The following is a 19,724-nucleotide window of genomic DNA, read 5'->3' on the forward strand; positions in this document are numbered from 1 at the left end:
GAATGGAGAAATACACAATGGGTACACTTTACATTGTCGGAACGCCGATAGGCAATCTCGGGGACATGACTTACCGCGCCGTCGAGACGCTCAAGGACGTGGACTTCATCTGCGCTGAGGACACACGCGTGACCGCAAAGCTGCTCAACTATTTTGAGATATCGAAGCCGCTCGTCAGCTACCACGAGCACAACGCCGCCGAAGCAGGCGAGGGCATCGCCGCGAGACTGCTCTCGGGGGAGAACGCCGCCATCGTCACCGACGCGGGTATGCCCTGCATCAGCGACCCCGGCGAACTGCTGGTCAGGCTGTGTGCCGAGCGCGGTATAGACGTGAAGGTCGTCCCGGGGGCTACGGCGGCTATGTCGGCTATCGCGGTGAGCGGACTGTCGGCGAGGGGGTTCACCTTCGTGGGGTTCCTGTCGGCGGACAAGCGCGAACGCAGGGCAAAGCTCGCGGAGATAAAAGACCGCAGGGACACGCTCATTTTCTACGAAGCGCCCCACAAGCTTGAGACGACGCTGGCGGATATGCTGAGTTTTCTCGGTGACAGGCGCATCTCCCTCTGCCGCGAGCTGACGAAGATATACGAGGAAGTCCGCAGGTGCACGCTTTCGGAGGCGGTGGAGTTCTACCGCGAGAACAAGCCGAGGGGCGAGTTCGTGCTGGTGGTGGAGGGCGCGGCTGAGACCGAGACCGCCGACACCATCGAGAAAGCGCTCGGACAGGTGAGCGGACTGGTAGAAAAGGGTATGCGCCCTGCTGACGCCTGCCGCGAGATCGCAAAAGTCACGGCGTTCTCGAAGGGCGAGCTGTATTCGGCGTATCTGGAGGTATCGAAATGACTGAGCTTGTACCGATGAATGCCGAGAATTTCCGCGACGCGGCTGCTATCGAGCAGGTGTGTTTCACAGACGACCCGTGGAGCGAGGCGCAGTTCGAGGAGGAGCTGTCGCTGGATTTTTCGCGGACGTTCATAGCGTATGAGGACGGGAAAGCGGCAGGTTTTGTGAACGTATGGCTGACGCCGCCGCTGGCGATAATAAACAATATCGGCGTACTGCCCGAATTCCGCAGGAGGGGGATAGCGTCGGTACTGATGGAAGCGGCGATAGGGGCGTGTGACGGCTGTTCGAGCCTGTCGCTGGAAGTAAGGGTATCGAACACCCCGGCGATAAGCCTGTATGAGAAGCATGGATTCTCGAACGTAGGCTGCCGCAAACGTTTCTACTCAAACCCCAGAGAAGACGCATATATAATGACGCTGTTCAAACTAAAAACCAACACAACCGAAGCGGGTTCGCCAGAGAAATAGGCGGTCCGGCTGCCGAAGCTGGTCAGAGTCCAGAGGCGGAAGCCTTTGGCATGGTTTGGAGCAGAGCTCCAAGTTTCGCCGCAAGGCAAAAAAAACAAGGGACAATAACATCCAACTGTAATCGCACCACACAAATAAAATCGGCAAATCCAAAAAATCCGTCCCGAAAGACACGAAATGAAAACCAATCTCAAACTATCAAGAACAAACGATCTTGCCGATTTTATTTTGACGCGAGAGCGAAAGCGATTCGCGTCAAACACCCCATTCGGCGCAGATGCGCCGAACAAAGACAGCATAACCCATATCGAGAGGATACCATAAAAAATGACAGAACCAAAAGGCATCACACGCGAACGTTTAGGCGGCGTGGGACTTTACATATCGGAAAAGCACCGCTTCGGAACGGACGCTTTCCTGCTGGCGGATTTCGCCGCACCGAGACATAAGGACACGGTCGCCGACCTCTGCTCGGGCTGCGGTATCGTCGCGGCGGTGATGTACGAACGCTTCCGCCCGAGGGAAATGACCGCGGTGGAGATAGACGGCGAGGGGACGGAACTTTTCAGACGGACTATCGCGGAGTCGGGGCTTGAAAACGTCACGGCGGTCTGCGCCGACCTGAAAGAATGGCGCGCCGAACGCGAACTCGACCTCATCACCTGCAACCCGCCCTACTTCGCGGAAAACGCAGGTTTCATCAGCCCGACCGCCGCAAACGCACGTCACGAACTGCTCTGCTCATTCGGGGATGTGTGCCGCTCGGCTAAGCTGTCGCTCAAATACGGCGGACGGCTCTGCATCTGCAACCGCCCCGAACGGCTCTGCGACATCATGACCGCTATGAGAGAAAACGGCATCGAACCGAAACGGCTGCGGTTCGTCGCGAAGAACCCCGACGAAGCCCCCTGGCTGGTGCTGGCAGAGGGAAAAAAGGGCGGCAAGCCGTTCCTTACCGTCGAAAAGACCCTCTACACTACCGCACCCGACGGCAGCTTCACAGACGAGCTTCGGGCTTGTTATCTCAGCAATTGAAAGGAGTCACAGCATGAGACTTTTGGCAATAGACGGAAACAGCATCATGAACCGTGCGTTCTACGGCATCAAGGCGCTCTCGAACTCGAAGGGCGAGTATACCAACGCGCTGACGGGATTCATGAACATCTACCTCAAAGAAACGGAGGCGGTCAAGCCCGACTGCGTGGCGGTCGCTTTCGACCTGAAGGCGCCGACCTTCAGACATAAGGCCGACCCGACCTACAAGGCGAACAGACACGGTATGCCCGACGAACTGGCTCAGCAGATGCCCGTCATCAAGGAGATGCTCGCCGACCTCGGTATTCGCTGCGTTTCCTGCGAGGGCTGGGAGGCTGACGATATTCTCGGGACGCTGTCGAAGATATTCGCGGACGGGGATGAGTGCTTCATCCTCACGGGCGACCGCGACAGCTTGCAGCTCATCACCGACAGCTGCACCGTGCGGCTCGCCACCAACAAGGAGACTATCAGCTACACCCCCGAACGCTTCCGCGAGGACTACGGGCTCGAACCGATACAGCTCATCGAGCTCAAAGCGCTGATGGGCGACAGCTCGGACAACATCCCAGGCGTCAAGGGCATCGGCGAAAAGACCGCTCTGCCGCTGATACAGCAGTGCGGCACAATAGAGGGACTGTACGAAAAATTGGACGAGATAAAGCTCACCCCCGGTAACAGGAAAAAGCTCACCGATGGTCACGACAGCGCGGTGAACAGCAAGTTCCTCGCGACTATCGTCACCGACGCGCCTATCGAGACAGACAAGAACGCCTACATCATCGGGGAGCGCGATGAACAGGCGTTGCGCGAACTGCTCGTGCGGCTCGAAATGAACAAGCTGATGCAGAGACTCGGCATCACGGGTGCGGCTACCGCGGAGGGAAAGAAACCCGTTCCCGTGGCGGACGAGAAGCCGCTGAACGTCGCGGAGCTGACGGAGACTTCCCTGCCCGCGGGAAAGAGCGTGTTCACGCTGACAGACGGCAGACTGTGCGTCTGTGACGGCGATACCGTACTGCACACCACCGACGAAACGCTCATCATGAAGTACCTCTCTTCCGACTGCGAGAAGGCTTGCTTTGACGGAAAGGCGGCGCACCGATTCGCGTTCGAGAGGGGCGGCAGGGTCAGCGGTCTGACCTTCTCCTGCGACCTGGCAGGGTATCTGCTCAACTCGCAGGCCAGCGACTACACCGCGGAAAATCTCTGCCTTGCTTACCGCGCCCCCTACCGCTCTGACATGGGGGAATACGCAGACGTGAGCTCGCTGACCGCGCTGGTGAAACGACTCGCCGAAGAGCTCGAAGCCGCTGAGATGACAAAGCTGTACAACGACATCGAACTGCCGCTCTGCGAAGTGCTGGCTTCGATGGAGCATTACGGCGTGCGTGCCGACAGCGAGGGCATCGCGGCGTTCGGCGAAAAGCTCGGCAAGGAGCTGGACACCATCACCGCCGAGATTTACGAGCTCGCAGGGCACGAGTTTAACATCCTCAGCCCGAAACAACTGGGCGTGGTGCTGTTCGAGGAGATGGACCTCCCGGGCAAGAAAAAGACCAAGAGCGGCTACTCCACCAACGCGGAAGTGCTTGAAGCCATCGCGGACAAGCACCCCATCATCCCGAAGATACTCGAATACCGCACCCTCGCGAAACTGCGCTCGACCTACGTTGACGGTCTGCTGACGCAGATACGCGGCGACGGCAGAGTCCACAGCGTGTTCAGACAGACCGAAACGAGGACGGGACGCATCAGCTCCACTGAGCCGAATATGCAGAATATCCCCGTGAGAAAGACCCTCGGCCGCGAGATGAGAAGGTTCTTCACGGCGGCGGACGGCTGCCTGCTGGTGGATGCGGACTACTCACAGATCGAGCTGAGAGTGCTGGCGAGCGTCTGCGGCGACGAGAATATGAGGGAGGCGTTCCTGTCGGGACACGATATACACACTTCGACCGCAGCGCAGGTCTTCGGCGTGCCCGAGGACTTTGTTGACAGCTCGATGCGCTCGGCGGCGAAGGCGGTAAACTTCGGCATCATCTACGGCATCGGCGCGTTCTCGCTGTCGAAGGACATCGGCGTTTCGGTGGCAGAGGCGAAGAGGTATATACAGAATTACCTGAACAACTTCGGAAAGGTGTCCGAATTTATGGACAGGACTGTCGAGAATGCGAAGCGTGACGGCTATGTCACGACGATATTCGGGCGCAGGAGATATATCCCCGAGCTGCAAAATTCCAATAAGAATATTCAGGCGTTCGGAAAGAGAGCGGCGATGAACGCGCCTATCCAGGGGGCTGCCGCGGACATCATCAAGCTGGCGATGGTGAGGGTGTACCGCAGGCTGAGGGATGAGATGCCCGATGTGAAGCTGATATTGCAGGTACACGATGAACTGATACTGGAAGCGCCCGCGGGCAAAGCGGACGCGGCAGCGAAACTGTTGAAGGAAGAAATGGAAGCCGCAGTAGACCTTGCCGTCCCGATGACGGTAGATGTCCATAGCGGAAGAAGCTGGTACGACGCCAAAGGCTGACCGCACACACTACCGTGTACGCCAGAGACTCAAAAAGTTTAGGAGGGGTCTGGGGAGACCCTTTTCAAAGGGTCCCCCAGCCGCCGGAGGCACGTAGGGAAAAAGCTTTGAACCAAAAGCGCACTATTGAAAAATCCACATAAAATAGGCAAATCCCCAAAACACGTCCCAAAAGGCGCCACCCCGAATGACCAAACCAACCTATCAAGAACACACAGATTTGCCGATTTTATTTTGACGTGAGAGCGAAAGCGATTCACATCAACCCCTAAAATTTGGCGACAGCCAAATAATACCCACCCCCACTCAAACCAAATAAACAAACAAAAAAAGACCCCGAACGTCCCAACCCGTCCGAGGTCTTTATTTTTATCACTTCTTAACGTAAGCCGCAGTTATCTCCGCGATGTAGGCAGTGTGCCAGTCCTTGTCGGCATAGAATGCGTCGAGCAGAGACTTGTCGAGGAAACCCTCGGGAGCAAGGTCGCTCGCGAACAGCTTCTTGCAGACCAGCACCAGCTCGGCTTCCTCGTAGGCGGTGGTGCCGTCGAGGTAGAGGGCGGTCAGACCTGCCGCTTTCGCCTTGCCGTCGGGCTCGAAATCACGCCCCGACTTTGAACCGCAGAAACCAAGCGCCTTGCGCTGCTCCTCGGGATAGAAGCTGAGGGTGAAAAGGTCGGCGGAGTCAACGAAACCCTTGGTGTGCCTGCTGTGCCTGATGAGCGCGGTCACGACGTTCTTGTTCCAGATAACGCCCATGCCGCCCCAGGAAGCGGTCATCGTGTTCGAGCCCGACTCATCGCCAGCGGTGATGAGCATCCACTGCTTGCCGATGGCTGTGAATACGTTCTTGTCGAGCTGCTCGGGGGAAACCTCGGTGAAGCCGAGTTCTTTCATTCTGTCTGTCATAGGTATCAGTCCTTTCGGTATGTTGAGCCGTTTTCGCGGCTGTGCATACTTATATTATATTCTATCACGAAAAAATTGTCAAGTGCCGGGGTGATATGTGCAAAGTGCTGTGATATATTTGTCACACAGTCAATATCGTTGTGCAGGTCTACAAAAGTGATAGATTTGTCACATCAGGCATTGACACGCAGGATAAAATGTGATATTATTATCACATGAGGTGAGAGATAAATCACCTCAGACAGAGAAAGGAGACTTCAAAATGGATACAAACGAAAAAATCAAAAGACTCCAACTTAGGGCAAAAGACATATCTTTACCGCGTCAGGAACGCAGCGAGGCTCAGGAGGAATTGCAGTGGGTGAGATTCAGAAAAGACAGACGCCCTGTGGTCAGCTACAGAAAGTACGTTTTCAGCGAATTTCTGCTGAATGCTTCGACAACTATGACCTTCGGCTTTATGTTCATCCGGGATATGATCGGCAAAAAACACTCTGATTGGAACTTGCTCGGCATCATGTACGTCATACTGGTGGTGCTCTCATTAGCCGCAATCTGTTATTACTCGCATATCAAGGCGAAATTCAAGACCGAACCGCCCGACGAGCTTTCTAAACTGACTATGGCTAAGAGCGCAAACTCCGCTGCGGCAGCACTTTTTATTTTCCTGATACTTCTTATCGTTGCGGTATTCATGTTCAGCAGAGTAAAGACTATCACGCTGAACGGCTCGAACTGCCTGTACCTCCTCGTGACTCTCGAATTCTTCCACGCAACGCTGACAAAGCACTTCTACCTCGCCTGCGACCGCGAAGATGAAGCGGCTGAGGAGGATGAGTAAATGGCAGAATTCACGACCCGCATCAGGGAACTCCGCGCCGCACGGAATATGAAACAGGGCGAACTCGCCGAACTGGTCGGCGTGCGCAGAGAAACAATAATCCGACTCGAAAAGGGTCAGTACAACCCCTCGCTGAAACTCGCGGTAGATATCGCAAGAGTGTTCGGCTGCTCAGTCGAAGAGGTCTTTATCTTCGATGAGGATTGACAGACTTTCTTAATAAATTGTGAATGAGTCCCCGTGCCGATTGACAAGCACTGAAAAATATGGTATAATATATCAGTCAACGACATGGGGTTATAGCTCAGTTGGTAGAGCGCTTGCTTCGCATGTAAGAGGTCAGGGGTTCGACTCCCCTTAGCTCCACTTAAAGCCCTCGTCGGCTAAGATAAACACACAAAATGCGCTTATCTCAACTGACAAAGCGGTTGATTTATCCAAAAGGCTTTCGCCTTATATCGCAAATTTAAGTCAGCTTGAATTCTGCGGGTACATACTGCACTCTATTGTGAGCAGACTGGAAAACAATCTTATATGTACCGTAGCTTTGCATGGCACTCTCGGTGTTTGTGAGCTGTTATGCTCCGTGTGCAGGCTCATAGGCGGCTTACCGTCACAACTTGACACCTATGTTGCTCCATGAGCAGACACAGGGTTGTGCTGAATAAGCTGTGCGCTCACAGCTGTTCATACGCTTTGTATGTTTGTTTCTCTAATCGAGCAGATAAGCGTTGACAGACTGCATATCATAGCGCAGGCTGCTGTGCGTCTTGCGAGGACGCATTAAGGTTATACATCTTTTAGATCACTCCCTTGACATCAGGCGATCATCATTCACCGGGAAACGGACACTCTCATTCTTCATAGTCCGTGAATCAAGCCATTCAGTTGTCAAGTTGCTTTCACTAAAAAATCAAAGACCTTTCAGCGAATGTTCGCAGAAAGGTCTTGACAGAATCTATGATTAATGCTATACTTAGAGTAAGGCATAATCATCAAAACTAAGTCCAGACGATGAGGCAAACATCGCTTTGGGTTACGAGCTGTTCGGAGTTGGCGCTCCGTTCAGCTTGTTTTGCTTTTTAGTTGATAGAATTATTATACCACATCTCTGAGTAATTGTCAAGTATTTTAACTATATTTCTCAAAAAAAGTTGTGGTCATTTTAACGATTTAAAGTGTATCACTTTATGCAATATACCGAACCTATGTTCTGCCATGTGTCATACTCTGCCATGTGGCAGATTTGTTCTTTGATTACGTCATGAATTACATTCCAAGCAGTTCTCTGAGCTGTTTAATGTCACGGTGTCCATAGACACGGCTGAGCATATCAAGGTCGCTCCAGCCCATTTGCGCGGCTATTGCTGTCGGCGATCTTCCCTCGTTGAGCCAAATCGAAGCCCTTGTGTGGCGCAGACAATGCGGCGTTAATACAGGAATGATGATTCCCTTTTCGGCATAGTAGTCACTCATCTGCTCCATGAACGGCTTGTATCGGCGCTTGCTCCAGTTGCTCGGAGACTGACAATTGCCGTATTTGTTCACGATAAGGAACTCGGTTGCAACTATCGTTCCCGGTCTGCGTTTGTGCTTGTTCGCGCCGACCGTGATGAATCGCGGAAGTTTGGCGATCATCAGCGCCGTATCCTCGTCAATGGCGATCTCGCGGTTTCGGTGCTAGTTCTTTGTCGGCGCTTCAACGACCCTATCGCCCTCATATTCGCCTTGCTGTTCGATTATGTTACGTCTGATCTCGATAGTACGCTCTTTGAGGTGAATGTCAGTCCATTTTATGCCGAGCATCTCGGCTCGGCAGATACCGGTTTTGAGCATAAGAAACACCCCGATGCCGTCAACCGGTCTGCGCCGGCAGTAATCAAGTATCAGCTCCGCTTGCTCAGGAGTATAGCATTGCCGGTCTTTGGTCGGAACTCCGACATTGAGCTTGTAACGCTCACAAGGGTTGCGCTCGATAAGAACATCGTACTGCGCCCATTTCAGGACGGTGTTCAGAACCTGATAGTGCGATTTCAGCGTTTCGTGCGATAAATGGCTGTGTGTAAGAAAATACTTGCGTATTTCGGTGTATGAAATACTCTCCAACGGCATATCACCAAGGCACGGAACAAGATACTTTCTTATCGGACATTCCCATCCGGTAAAAAACGAGTTTACAGCGATCTCGCTTTTCTTTATTTCGCGGACGATCTCCATGTATTGATTAAAAATCATTGTTTTCTCTCCAAAATTTATAATTCGTGCGCACGAATAGTATTATATCATTCAGTCACAAATATGTCAACGCAGAGAATTGAATGTTAAGAGAATGTTAAACAAATAATAATATAAGCAAAATTAAAGATAATAAGCAATATTCTAATTTCTTTTAAAGAGAAAAAAGCAAAATGTGCCGAGCGACCTCACGCGCCTATACTACCCTACATAGCTATATATCAAGAATATTATTTTACTGTCTAAATGAGAAGGATTCTTTCAGGTCATAAGTTGTACCGTCCGCTGTCAGCTTCACGCTCTTTGCGTTGTCAAGATCCACACCCGGGAATTCGAGACACAGATAGCAGCGGTCTTTTATGCAAAGATGAGCGTTGCCCTCGGTGTCACAGTATACGTAGCAGTTGTCGATCGTAACCGCATGATCCTTTCCGTCAACGGTAAGCGTGAACTTCTCCGCGACGTTCCTTGCTTCTATCCGAAAATCCTCGTCTTCATTGTATTTCTCGGGCTGAATCCCGCTGGCTGCGTCAAAGTCAAGGGTTATACAGGTTTCACGCGTGCCGAATTTCGCGAAGCATAGATGATAGGGATTTCCGTCCATATTGTAAACAAGGTCGTTTTCTCTGAAAAATAACTCCGGTGCATCCTTTAAGATATCCTTGGGGAGCTTAAAACGGAACTGCATTTCTGTAAAATGCTCCGTGATCTTGTTGTAGTAATTGTACCCCGAGATCACGCTCATGTCAGCGTCGGGATTATACTCTGCAAGTCCGCCGTGTTCGGTGAGCTCGTCGATTGAAACGCCGTTGTCTGTGACCTCCTGATCTCTGTAATACTCATGAACGCCGCCGTTATTATCCTCCGTGGTATGGATGCAGACTATATCAAACACGAATTCCTCACCCGAAGTGACCCATAACGGAGCGCAGAAAACGCTCGCGTGGTACAGACCGGGGACCGTTTCGTCCCTGACGGCAGTGCTGTATTCCACAAAATAATCCTCGCGGTGCTGTTCAAACTCCTCTGTGCCGATAGTAAGCGTGTAAAGACCGAGTGTTTCGCTGTCTGCGGCGATCTTCTCGTCGTTCACAGTTATGTCCACAAGCATTTGCGGATACTGCGTATCTCCGGCGAGACCAATTATCTTCGCAGAAAAGATATCCTTGCAAAGTGTCTCGTTCATCACGGGGTACATCCGCTCACCCGTATCAGCCCCGCTGTCTGCCGCACTGTCTGCCTCGTAATCCTCCGCGGTGTAGATATAGCCCTCTTCGGCAAGCTTTTCGGTCGTCTCATCGTCAAAGTATTTTCCGAAGTACTTTCCGAACACCTCCTCGGAAGAGGGAATGAAGCCCGCAGCACCTGCTACGCTTATTGCCGTCATTCCGAAAACGGCTGCGGCAATGGGTATCAGCAGCAGTTTCTTGGTCATTCTCTTCCTTCCGGAAGTCTCAGCCGTCATTGTTATCATATTTCTTTTTGCCATGTCAAGTATCTCCTCTCCGCCGACCTTATAAGTCTCATCGCAGAAAGAATCTATCTCTTTCCTATACCTCGACTCTATACTCATAATGTCCTGCCTCCTTTTCCAGCAAACTCTTCAGCTTTTCTTTTCCTCTTTTGATCCGTGTCTTGACGGTGGATTCGTTCAGCGAGAGTGCTGCGGCTATCTGTTTGACAGAGTAATTCTCATAGAAGTAAAGGTGTATCGGGATCCTGTACTTTTCGGGCAGTGAGAGCACCGCCGTCATTACATAGGAATAGTCCTTTGTTTCGGGAGCGGGGATATTTTCGTCAAGCTCATCAAAGGATCTCCGCTTATTATCCCTTATATGGTTCTTGCAGAGATTTATCGCCACTCTAATAAGCCATGCCTTTGCGTGCTCGTCGCTCTCAAATTCCTTGTCGCAGGAATAGAACTTTATGAAAGTTTCCTGCGTGAGGTCGCCCGCGTCCGCTTCGCTCCTGACGTAATTGAATATGACAGAATATATACTGTTTTTGTGCTTTTCATAATACCGAACAAAAATCTCATCTGTCATTATGATACACTCACTCCGTTTACTGCTTGCCGTTCCCAGCGTTTTACTCTTGTCTCTGAGGGATCCTTCACCTGTAATACACCCGAAGGCGGCAAAAGGTTTCATTTTTCCAAATATTTTTTAGTTTTTTGATGCTCAGAACGATCATGGCATGAACTGCTTGTTCACTTTGTCAAAGGATAAGTTTATGCCCCAAAACAGCCTGTTTCAAGCTGAAAGTGAAACAGGCTGTGATTTTTTTACTGTTAATCAGGCATTTCTTCGGTGAGAAACATTACTTCATCAAGTGTCAGACGGGAATACAGACGCCCCTTTTCAAGCAGTCGGGTGTACGGCATACTGCTGTTGCAGCGAACCCTGCGGACATCTGAACCGTCATTGTCTCACCCTCACAGTTGAGTCTATTATACAACATCTGAGCTTAGAAATCAATAGCAGCCAAACATATTTGGCTTTATTTTTTTCTTTTATAAGAAAGACAACAGTGGGTTAGATAATGACAATTCAAATTCCCAACTACCCCATATTGGTGCAAAAGTCTGCCATGTGGCAGAAAATCAGGGCATTTTCGTCGTCGCTTTTTGCTATTCGCGGCATAATTTACAAAACTGTCATTTACAAATGTCAATCATAACGTTATTTCGTTGCCCACTGATAGTAAATCTTACCTTTGTACTCGTTCTGAGCGACCTGCGGCATTATCACAGTCTTTTTGCCCTTTATCGTCACAGCTATGTCCTTGCCCGAAAGAAGCGCTCTGAGCTGCTGCTCTGTCAGCTCCTTGCCGAAGATCTTGCCCACATTTATGCCGCATTTTGCCGAACACATAAAGCCGTACATACTCTTTTTTATATCCGACCCGCATTTCGGGCATTTGCCCACAGGCGGCTCATTTTCTGCATCGAGGACAAATTCAAGGTTAGCGTATTTGCCGTTGTCGCTGAGTTTAAAGCTGCCGTAATATCCCTTAGGTATCGTGTCCTCATCATAGCTGTCATTGCCTGCATATTTCATGGCTGTCAGCAGCGTATCATCGGTATACAGCTTAGGCGGAGAAGTCCAGTGCAGCACCTTTTCTGCGGCAATATCGTGATAGACCTGTCCTTTTTCGACTGACGGAAGTTCCTGCGTTTTGTCCTCATGCTCGCTGTCGGCGTTTTTGTTCGCAAGAGCCTTTTTTACAGCTTTTTCGGCAGCCTTCCACCCCTCCTGCAAGACCTTTTTCCCGACAGCGGAAAACTCAGTATCGGCGCAGGTGAGCGTTACTTTTGTCGCATCATAAATATGCGGCTGACCTGTTGCAAGCAGCAGCCTTGCACATATCAGCTTTAAAACGTTGCTCTGAGCCTCCGTAAGCCCGGACAGATCCTCCGCTGCTATCCCCGACTTAGGTATGAGGGCATGGTGTCCGCTGACCTTGCCGTTGTTTATGCAGCGCTTTACGTCAGGCGCTCCGGCAGGCACACCAAGTTCGGGATATACCCTGTGAACGTCTGCTATAACGTCAGTCACAGTCTGCTCCATGTCTGACGATATGTACATACTGTCCGTTCTCGGATAGCTTGACAGCTTTCTGATATACAGCTCCTCAGCGATCTCAGACACCTCATCTGCTGTGTAGCCAAACTGACGGTTAGCCGCCTTTTGCAGTTCGGTCAGATCGAACAGCTTAGGCGGATTCGCTTTTTTTCTCTCGCAGGAAACGTCAGTCACGGCAGCAGTTGTTCCTGATGCTCTGACTGCGAGCATATCGGCGGCATTTTCGTCCTTTATTTCGGCAGATACCGCACGAAATGCGCCTGTGTCTATCTCGACAGTAAAATATTTCTCCTTGACAAAATGCTTTATATCATAGTCACGCTTTACGATCATCGCAAGCGTTGGTGTCTGCACTCTGCCGATAGTGACCTTGCCGCCGCAGCGCACTGTGAAAAGCCTTGTGGCGTTAAGTCCTACGAGCCAGTCGGCTTTTGCTCTTGAAAAGCCTGCACCAAACAAATTATCGTACTCACGATCATCTTTTAAAGCAGAAAGACCACGGCTTATCGTGCTTGCTTCAAGATCGGACACCCAAAGGCGCTTGACAGGCTTACGGAAGCCGGCAAGCTGATAGACATATCTGAAAATGCACTCTCCCTCACGGTCAGCATCAGTGGCGCAGATTATCTCATCCACCGCAGGCTCGTTCATAAGCTTTCGCAGTACAGCAAACTGTTCACTGTGATTTGTTATCTTCAACCGCCAGCTATTGGGGATCATGGGCAGCTTTTCAAAAGCCCAGCTGCCCTGCCACATTTCGCCGTAATCAGGCGGCATACAAAGTCCTGCAAGGTGTCCATAGCACCATGAAACATAATATCCGTCGCCTTCATAATATCCCTGCCGTTTCGTTTCTGCACCGACAACAGGAATAATAGATCGTGCCACATCGGGCTTTTCTCCGATGATAAGCTTCATTTTCAATTACCTCTTTTCATTTTTTCTTTTTAAAGAAAGACCCCTCAGAACCGTGTGAACGGCTCTCAGAGGGGCTTTCAGGGGGGGCTTGTGAAATTTTACGTTTAAAAACCAAAAGCCGTCAGAGGGCATTTCCCACTGTCTGACGGCTTTTCTGCCATGTGGCAGAGTGTACGTTATCTTTTTGGATTCTTGTTTTTTAATTGCGATTCGCTCTCAAACAGTATGCTTTCGCTTCCGTTTCGGTTTTCAATGAGATAGCCTGCAAGGTCATCTAAAGATGAAAAGAAAAGTTCGTAGTCAGTACACACATTATCATCGTGTTCATATTGCTCATCACGATTTGCCAAAACGATCTCATTGCTTGATGTTGTTAATTCAGAATAACTAATTTTATTGTTCTGATTCTCTTCACCCCACTCCCTTCAAAATCGACCTAACTATTCAAAAGACCTTTGATATTATAATATTACTATATTTATTTAACATTTTCAATAGTTCATGTTGAAATTCTTCTATTTGAACAAAATCAATAACGAGTAATTGCATATATTAACAAAAAAATCACTATTCGTTAATATTTAGCGTTTATTAATAGAAGATATACAATTAGTTAATAAATGCAGTGTATGATTAATCGTAAGAAAGGAGTGGTGCATTATGAAAATAGTACCAAAGGCAGCAGCTGGACTTATCGGAGTTGCACTTGCAGCTGCCGCAGCTGCGACAGTCATAGTTTCGGCGGCAACAGACTTTTGGGTCAATGGGTATCATATTGAAGGCTTTTTGGAATACAATGAAGACGGCTCCTGGGCAACTATCGACGGTGTGCCAGCCGATGAGTGGGTAGAAGCTCATTGTACTATAGATCCGACAGGACAATATGTTGCGATTTTTGTCATTGACGGAGAAGGAAGGATCTTTGTAGCTCAGAATAAAAAATATTGTGAAACTGTGAACTTATCAGAACAAGACGAAGAGAGTCTCGATGATTCTCCCGCATCAGATGATTCTGAAAGCAGTTCAACGCCTGATGTATCAAGCAGCAGTTCAAAGTCTGATACTTCGAGCAGCAGCATATCTGATTCGTATGTTGAATCATATACAGTTGATTACAGCAGCGCACCCGACACAAGCTCCGTCTCCCCCGCAGACAGCAGTTCGGCAGCAGGCAGCACTTCTTCAACCGGCACGGCGAGCAGTACATCACCCGCAGCTGCAAGCAGCGCATCCGCTTCTTCCTCAAAATCCGATAAGAGCAAGGACGATAACCCCAAGACAGGCGGTCTTGTCGGCATGACTGTAGGCGGCATGACGTTACTCGCATTTGCAGTGCTGACCGTTGCAAAGAAGTCTAAGTAATTTATTATAAACAAAAAAGTTTATATAGTTGGAGCCGAGGACATTTTGTTCCTCGGCTTTATTTAAAACGGGCATAATAATAGATAAGTATTTATGTTAGCTTTTTAAAGTTTTACAGGAACATTTTACAGGAACAGGAGGTAAATTATGAAAAGTATATTAAAGAAAGTATCGTCTCTAGCAAAAGATGGTGAAAATAATACATATGCCTCTAAGATTACAAATGTGTTTTCAGGTTTACATGTGATTTTGTACTAATGGTTCGGGGGGAGCAAATGAAAAAATGGCTATTAATCTTTTTGGCTTTGGTCGTAGCGTTTATGAATGTCGGCTGCGGTAGTAACGAAATGAATCCATCGAGTAATTTACAACAGAAACAGTATGCTCAAACATCGTCAATTGTAAGTGAAAGCAGTTCTGTAGTATCCGAAACAAGTATCGAACAAGAATCATCGGCTGTAGCAGAAACTCAAGCTAATTTTGATAGTTTTCCACCTGATGAACAAAGCTCTCTTGCAGATGAGCAAAACTCAGTTGATGAAAAGACCTCCATCATTGAAGATGTAGAAATAAATGAAGATCCGGAATATTTTGAATTTGTTAGGGAAACAGATTATAGTGCTGTAACTTCTGACGGCAGAATTACAGAGAGCTTTGATTATTATTTAGGCGATGACGGAAAATTCTATGTTGATGTCACAATCACAAATAATTGGGATCAAGAATTTATACTCGACTGTGAACCTTCTTTATTTGCAGAAACTGATCTTGCCAAACATCGCGGAGCAATACACACTCAAACAGCAGATTGGAAAGGGACAACATTAGCTTCAGGCGAAAGCGTTGTAAAAAGTGTTTCTGCAGAGCTTGAAGAAAACTGGAGCAGTGCAGCAATTGAATTGTGGTTAAATGCCTTTCCGGGAAATAAAGGACTGGTCAGTAAAAAATATGGTTTTACTTATAATCCAAGCACTGTTGTTTTCTCATTTGATATCTATCCTTGACGTATTTCCAAAGAGCTAATAAAAAAAACAAATACTAACGTGAGTAGCATTAAAGTTCGTATTTAAGCCGTCAGAGAGCCCGCTGTGCTGTCTGACGGCTTTTCTGCCATGTGGCAGAAAACAATTATTTGTATAACGAAAACCCCCGGCTCTGCCGGGGGTTCAAAAAAGCTTTAGCTATGGGTAGAAAAAAAGAACCTCCTATGATAAAATAAGAGTAGGTCTGCCAACCGAAACTTAAGGATCAAAGGAGGTATCGTCATGACAAGAGACGATATTAATAGTTTAGCACATTCCAAGTGGAATTGCAAGTACCATGTGGTATTTGCACCGAAATATCGCCGAATGGTGATATATAACCAAATAAAGACGGATATTGGGCTTCATCAAACCACCGGTTCAACCGGTGGTTTTGATTCTCACGCTGCTCCGTTGTGCGCCGTATTGATATGATCTTCAAGCAGGCGCTTGTCGGTACCGGAAAGATAGGACATTTTTCTTACCTGATCTATAAGCTTTTTTGCAAGTGACTTTTTTCCGTCGGTGTCAAGGTCTGTGCCGAAAAGCTGATTTAATCCCTGCATGAGCGATTGCAGGTCGGCTTCGTTCTTTTCCTTGATCCTGCTCAGTACATCATCAAGCTTTTTGTTAGGTCTTGTCTGCGGCTTAAAGTCGGTACGCTTTGTCCGTTTTATCACAACGCCCGATTTCGGGACGAGCCGAAAACTCTGACTGCCGTTTTCATCTGCCTGCTCCGCCTGCCATACCCACCTGTTGTCTGACAGCAGACGTTCAGCAGCGTTCTTCCATTTGTAGTCCTGCTGTGCCGGCATAGACGGATCAATGATCGTGCGCCTGATGAGCTTGCACCATATCTCCTCCAGCGGATAGATCGTTTCCTCAAGCGGACGGTCGATAAGCTGCATTTTCTTCGCAATATCGGGAACAGCCTGCGCCTTGATGCCCAGCTTGTAGAAAAACTCAAACTTTGTTTTCATCGGATAGCTGCGCTGCCGTTTTGTTATCGCCGTTCCCTGCGGAAGGTTCGCCAGTTCATCAGCCGTCACAAGAGCCTGTGCTTCCACTGCCTTGTTCTGATGATCGAGGAAGCTGCTGAGACTTCCGCTGTATGTGCTGTATTCAAGCGTTTTGTTTCCAAGCACCTCGCTGAAATACTTGTTTGTGTCGTTGTCAAGGGAGTTTATATACACCAAATTTCCGCAGTTTGAGCGTATCGTTTTGGCGGCATTGCTGTATTTGGTATCAAGCTGGTTCAAGTCTTGTATGAACATATTGAACAGCAGATTTCTTCCTGCACCGACAGTTATCTTTGTGTCCATGTTCGGGATATGCACCATGTTTCCGAACTCGTCAAGTATGAAATGCACTCTCTGCGGCAGCTTTTGCCCACGGAAATTATTTGCGTATTCCACAAGCTCATCGTAGCACTGATTCACAAACAGTGATGCTAAAACATATCTCGAAGTCTCGTTATCGGGAACGAGCATGAAGACTGCCATAGGCTTGTCTGGGTCGGCAAGCGACTGAAAGTTTATCTGATTGCCCGAAGTAAGCTTTGAAACGCCCACGTCTGAGCCGAACAAGGTGAGATTGCTCGCCAATGTGGAGAATATCGAGGAACGCATCTCACCCGAAGCAAAGTTAGAGGTCGCATAAGCCGACTTTGCGGGATTTCCGATAGGTAAACTCTCAAACAGCTCGTCCAGTGCGTTTATCTCATGCTGACCTCTTATTTCATTTGCCGTTCCGAACTCAATAAACATTTGATACAGTGAGTACAGGCTGACATTTTCAAGGTGATGATTGTCATAACCCTGCTCCAACAGGTAAAGCAGCATTGCCACGAAAAGCGATTTTGCTGAATCGGGCCATATGGGGTCTGACTTGTCGTTATGTGTAAAAACATTTGCAAGCGACTGAGACAGCTTTATGCAGCGTGACAGGTCGGTGTTGCCGTCCTTGCCGTCCCTGCGGTCACGGTATTCGTCGATTATGACCTGCAAGGGATTCCACAGGTGTGACCACTGGGTATCACGCAGATTCAGCACAGCCACATTGTAACCGTTCTTTATAAGCATATCATAGCAGTTTTCAAGCAGCTCGCCCTTCGGGTCATTCAGTATCATGCTGTGCTTGATCTTTGCATTACAGATATATCTCATCATAGGCATTACGAAGGTCTGACCTTTACCGGAGCGAGTAGTACCGATGATAAGCGAATGTATCGTTTCGGTATCAACATAGATATATCCGTTATTGCGCCATAAAGGTATACCGCCTGACGGACACTCCTCAATGTTATCCTCCGGAAAGCTGCTGAGTAGGTTCTCTACCTCCTCCTCTTTCAGCCAGTGAGCCTTGCCCTTAACGCCCTTGTTGCCGTTTTTGACTTTCCACAGCTGATCAAGCTTGACCACAGTGAAGATAGATAGCAGTGCGGAGATCATAAAATTCCAGAATACCCCAAGTCCTTCGGCATACACAAGATATATCAGCTTAAAACGAAAATACTTTCCCGGATTTTTTATATCACCCAGGTAAGCAAGTGAGTTGTGCAGATAGCTGAACACAAGCGAGATCACCACATAATACAGCAGCACAAACAATATGAGCTGTATTATCATGGCTTTAGCCCGTGGATTAGCGACCTCATCTATGCTGCTGTGTCCACGCAGCTTTTCGGGGTCTTTGTTTTTCTTCATGTCAATACTCCCTCTCATATTCATCGAACATTCCATGCTGTTCGACATTGTATTCGTATTCGTTTTGCAGTGCTTTCAGGTGTGCTTCCGATTCTCTCAGAAGCCGTTCTATGCTGCCGGCACATCTGTCCATGATATGCTGCGAACCTGATGCAGCGTTTCTGAACGCCTTTCGTGCATATATTTTTCGTATGCCACGTTCCAGTATAACAGCGGCATTTTTATTTTCATGCCCGGCTGCGTATTTCAGCCATTGCTCTGCCGCATCTATATTTTTCGGTATTTCCTTAGTTCCAAACAGATAAAGCTTTCCGAGAAGATACGCACATTGATCGTTGTCGGCAGCATTGTCGGCAAGCAGCTTAACAGCTTTCTCGCTGTCATGTATCGGTGTATCATCAAGCAGCAGCTTCGCGTAGGTATATGCCGCGAAAGGTCTGATCGAGGGCTTTTCACAGGCTTTCTCAAAATAGTGAGCCGCTTTCATTATGTCCTTTTTTTCTTCGGTAAGATACAGCTTGCCGAGTGAGTACATAGCTAACTCATTTTCCTCGGCTGAAAGCAGATACTTTTCAGCTTTGTCAAGGTCTTTTTCAACGTATTCGCCGCGCATATAAAACTGACCGAGTTTTAATGCTGCAAGAGTGTCATTCTTGCCGGCAAGTGCTGTGAGCATTTTCAAACCTTTTGGAACGTCCTGGGCAACATTTTCTCCGGTGACGTATTCTACACCCATTATCCGTTGAGCATTAACGTTGTTCAGTTCTGCCGATCTCTCAAAAAACTTCAATGCCTTTGCTATATCTGATTTTGTTCCTTTTCCGTCACGGTACATCTGCCCGATTTTATACAGCAGGTTATCATCGGCAGCATCCGTTTCCATATTGAGAAAGCCTTGAAGTGCTTCTTTATAGCATTTTTGCGCTTTTTCATCATCCTTATCAACATACTGTCCCCGGCTGTACATCTGACCAAGTGCGAATGCCGCATACGGCATTCCCTGCTGATATGATCTTTCATACCATTCAAAGGCTTTCTGAAAATCTTGTTCAACTCCGGTGCCGTAATAATACATATTGGCAAGCGAAAACTGTGCATACTTGTTGTTCTGATTAGCAGAACGTTCAAACCAATCATGCGCTTCAATGTAATCTGTTTCTGTTCCAAGTCCGTACTGATACATTTTGCCTATCCGGTACTGTAAGTACGGCTTTTGCTTGTCCGCTGTCTTTTCAAGTTCCCTAAAAGCAGTCAGCGCA

General features: G+C 48.6%; 17 protein-coding genes, 1 tRNA gene and 1 pseudogene. 10 read left to right on the plus strand and 9 right to left on the minus strand.

What is annotated here, in order from left to right; genetic code table 11:
* Positions 1-17 precede the first annotated feature (17 nt).
* The 4 genes from rsmI (at position 18) to polA (ending at position 4,889) form a co-directional block, all read left to right on the plus strand.
* Complete coding sequence (rsmI, locus tag BT142_RS14065; protein ID WP_072418824.1) at positions 18-845, plus strand: 16S rRNA (cytidine(1402)-2'-O)-methyltransferase; 828 nt, start codon at positions 18-20, stop codon at positions 843-845.
* Positions 842-1,315 (plus strand): ribosomal protein S18-alanine N-acetyltransferase, encoded by a 474-nt coding sequence (gene rimI / locus BT142_RS14070; RefSeq protein WP_072418825.1) that lies wholly within the window; start codon positions 842-844, stop codon positions 1,313-1,315. The genes rsmI and rimI overlap by 4 nt, the downstream gene beginning before the upstream one ends.
* Positions 1,316-1,642: 327 nt before the next feature.
* Complete coding sequence (locus tag BT142_RS14075) at positions 1,643-2,350, plus strand: tRNA1(Val) (adenine(37)-N6)-methyltransferase (RefSeq protein WP_072418826.1); 708 nt, start codon at positions 1,643-1,645, stop codon at positions 2,348-2,350.
* Positions 2,351-2,363: 13 nt separating this feature from the next.
* A complete protein-coding gene (gene polA, locus BT142_RS14080; RefSeq protein ID WP_072418827.1) occupies positions 2,364-4,889 on the plus strand; it encodes a DNA polymerase I in 2,526 nt (841 codons plus the stop codon).
* A gap of 372 nt (positions 4,890-5,261) precedes the next feature.
* Here polA and BT142_RS14085 read toward each other — a convergent pair whose 3' ends face one another.
* Positions 5,262-5,798 carry a flavin reductase gene (locus BT142_RS14085; protein ID WP_242871985.1) on the minus strand — a complete coding sequence of 179 codons (537 nt, stop codon included), beginning with the start codon at positions 5,796-5,798 and terminating at the stop codon, positions 5,262-5,264.
* A gap of 262 nt (positions 5,799-6,060) precedes the next feature.
* Between BT142_RS14085 and BT142_RS14090 the strand changes: the two genes are divergently transcribed.
* The 3 genes from BT142_RS14090 (at position 6,061) to BT142_RS14100 (ending at position 7,005) form a co-directional block, all read left to right on the plus strand.
* A complete protein-coding gene (locus BT142_RS14090; RefSeq protein ID WP_072418828.1) occupies positions 6,061-6,639 on the plus strand; it encodes a hypothetical protein in 579 nt (192 codons plus the stop codon).
* Positions 6,640-6,846, plus strand: coding sequence for a helix-turn-helix transcriptional regulator (locus BT142_RS14095; protein ID WP_072418829.1), 207 nt, complete (start codon positions 6,640-6,642; stop codon positions 6,844-6,846).
* 86 nt (positions 6,847-6,932) lie between these two features.
* A tRNA-Ala gene (locus BT142_RS14100) sits at positions 6,933-7,005 on the plus strand.
* A gap of 903 nt (positions 7,006-7,908) precedes the next feature.
* Here the strand turns inward: BT142_RS14100 and BT142_RS14105 are convergent.
* From BT142_RS14105 to BT142_RS19190, 6 genes are all read right to left on the minus strand, one after another.
* Positions 7,909-8,277 (minus strand): tyrosine-type recombinase/integrase, encoded by a 369-nt coding sequence (locus tag BT142_RS14105; protein ID WP_072417674.1) that lies wholly within the window; start codon positions 8,275-8,277, stop codon positions 7,909-7,911.
* 42 nt (positions 8,278-8,319) lie between these two features.
* A complete protein-coding gene (locus tag BT142_RS14110) occupies positions 8,320-8,874 on the minus strand; it encodes a phage integrase SAM-like domain-containing protein (RefSeq protein WP_072418830.1) in 555 nt (184 codons plus the stop codon).
* A gap of 235 nt (positions 8,875-9,109) precedes the next feature.
* On the minus strand, positions 9,110-10,447 hold the full coding sequence (locus tag BT142_RS14115; RefSeq protein ID WP_072418831.1) for a hypothetical protein: 1,338 nt from the start codon (positions 10,445-10,447) through the stop codon (positions 9,110-9,112).
* Positions 10,425-10,919, minus strand: a complete 495-nt coding sequence (locus BT142_RS14120; protein ID WP_072418832.1) for an RNA polymerase sigma factor — start codon at positions 10,917-10,919, stop codon at positions 10,425-10,427. Before BT142_RS14120 ends, BT142_RS14115 begins: the two co-directional genes overlap by 23 nt.
* A 636-nt stretch (positions 10,920-11,555) precedes the next feature.
* Positions 11,556-13,376 (minus strand): DNA topoisomerase, encoded by a 1,821-nt coding sequence (locus BT142_RS14125; protein WP_072418833.1) that lies wholly within the window; start codon positions 13,374-13,376, stop codon positions 11,556-11,558.
* Between the two features lie 176 nt (positions 13,377-13,552).
* Positions 13,553-13,726: a hypothetical protein gene (locus tag BT142_RS19190; RefSeq protein WP_175545503.1), complete on the minus strand. Its 174-nt coding sequence runs from the start codon at positions 13,724-13,726 to the stop codon at positions 13,553-13,555.
* A 310-nt stretch (positions 13,727-14,036) separates the two neighbouring features.
* Between BT142_RS19190 and BT142_RS14130 the strand changes: the two genes are divergently transcribed.
* The 3 genes and pseudogenes from BT142_RS14130 to BT142_RS14140 all read left to right on the plus strand — a co-directional run.
* Positions 14,037-14,738: a hypothetical protein gene (locus BT142_RS14130; RefSeq protein ID WP_072418834.1), complete on the plus strand. Its 702-nt coding sequence runs from the start codon at positions 14,037-14,039 to the stop codon at positions 14,736-14,738.
* A gap of 275 nt (positions 14,739-15,013) precedes the next feature.
* A complete protein-coding gene (locus BT142_RS14135; RefSeq protein WP_072418835.1) occupies positions 15,014-15,742 on the plus strand; it encodes a hypothetical protein in 729 nt (242 codons plus the stop codon).
* A 261-nt stretch (positions 15,743-16,003) separates the two neighbouring features.
* Positions 16,004-16,123, plus strand: a pseudogene (locus BT142_RS14140) (transposase); the annotation flags it as partial.
* 38 nt (positions 16,124-16,161) lie between these two features.
* Here BT142_RS14140 and BT142_RS14145 read toward each other — a convergent pair.
* Positions 16,162-18,465 carry a VirD4-like conjugal transfer protein, CD1115 family gene (locus tag BT142_RS14145; RefSeq protein WP_072418836.1) on the minus strand — a complete coding sequence of 768 codons (2,304 nt, stop codon included), beginning with the start codon at positions 18,463-18,465 and terminating at the stop codon, positions 16,162-16,164.
* Position 18,466: 1 nt separating this feature from the next.
* The coding region (locus BT142_RS14150; RefSeq protein ID WP_139275805.1) for a tetratricopeptide repeat protein at positions 18,467-19,724 on the minus strand (1,258 nt) is incomplete at its 5' end.

The sequence above is a fragment of the Ruminococcus sp. YE71 genome (assembly GCF_900119155.1).
In the GTDB taxonomy this organism is placed as follows: Bacteria; Bacillota; Clostridia; order Oscillospirales; family Ruminococcaceae; genus YE71.

Excerpts from the sequence above, each read along its gene's own strand:
- BT142_RS14085 (WP_242871985.1), bottom strand. The coding sequence starts at position 5,798 with ATGACAGACAGAATGAAAGAACTCGGCTTCACCGAGGTTTCCCCCGAG.
- BT142_RS14135 (WP_072418835.1), top strand. The coding sequence starts at position 15,014 with ATGAAAAAATGGCTATTAATCTTTTTGGCTTTGGTCGTAGCGTTTATG.
- BT142_RS14145 (WP_072418836.1), bottom strand. The coding sequence starts at position 18,465 with ATGAAGAAAAACAAAGACCCCGAAAAGCTGCGTGGACACAGCAGCATA.
- BT142_RS14115 (WP_072418831.1), bottom strand. The coding sequence starts at position 10,447 with ATGAGTATAGAGTCGAGGTATAGGAAAGAGATAGATTCTTTCTGCGAT.
- rimI (WP_072418825.1), top strand. The coding sequence starts at position 842 with ATGACTGAGCTTGTACCGATGAATGCCGAGAATTTCCGCGACGCGGCT.
- BT142_RS14110 (WP_072418830.1), bottom strand. The coding sequence starts at position 8,874 with ATGATTTTTAATCAATACATGGAGATCGTCCGCGAAATAAAGAAAAGC.
- BT142_RS14090 (WP_072418828.1), top strand. The coding sequence starts at position 6,061 with ATGGATACAAACGAAAAAATCAAAAGACTCCAACTTAGGGCAAAAGAC.
- BT142_RS14125 (WP_072418833.1), bottom strand. The coding sequence starts at position 13,376 with ATGAAGCTTATCATCGGAGAAAAGCCCGATGTGGCACGATCTATTATT.
- BT142_RS14120 (WP_072418832.1), bottom strand. The coding sequence starts at position 10,919 with ATGACAGATGAGATTTTTGTTCGGTATTATGAAAAGCACAAAAACAGT.
- polA (WP_072418827.1), top strand. The coding sequence starts at position 2,364 with ATGAGACTTTTGGCAATAGACGGAAACAGCATCATGAACCGTGCGTTC.
- BT142_RS14095 (WP_072418829.1), top strand. The coding sequence starts at position 6,640 with ATGGCAGAATTCACGACCCGCATCAGGGAACTCCGCGCCGCACGGAAT.
- rsmI (WP_072418824.1), top strand. The coding sequence starts at position 18 with ATGGGTACACTTTACATTGTCGGAACGCCGATAGGCAATCTCGGGGAC.
- BT142_RS14130 (WP_072418834.1), top strand. The coding sequence starts at position 14,037 with ATGAAAATAGTACCAAAGGCAGCAGCTGGACTTATCGGAGTTGCACTT.
- BT142_RS14075 (WP_072418826.1), top strand. The coding sequence starts at position 1,643 with ATGACAGAACCAAAAGGCATCACACGCGAACGTTTAGGCGGCGTGGGA.
- BT142_RS14105 (WP_072417674.1), bottom strand. The coding sequence starts at position 8,277 with ATGATCGCCAAACTTCCGCGATTCATCACGGTCGGCGCGAACAAGCAC.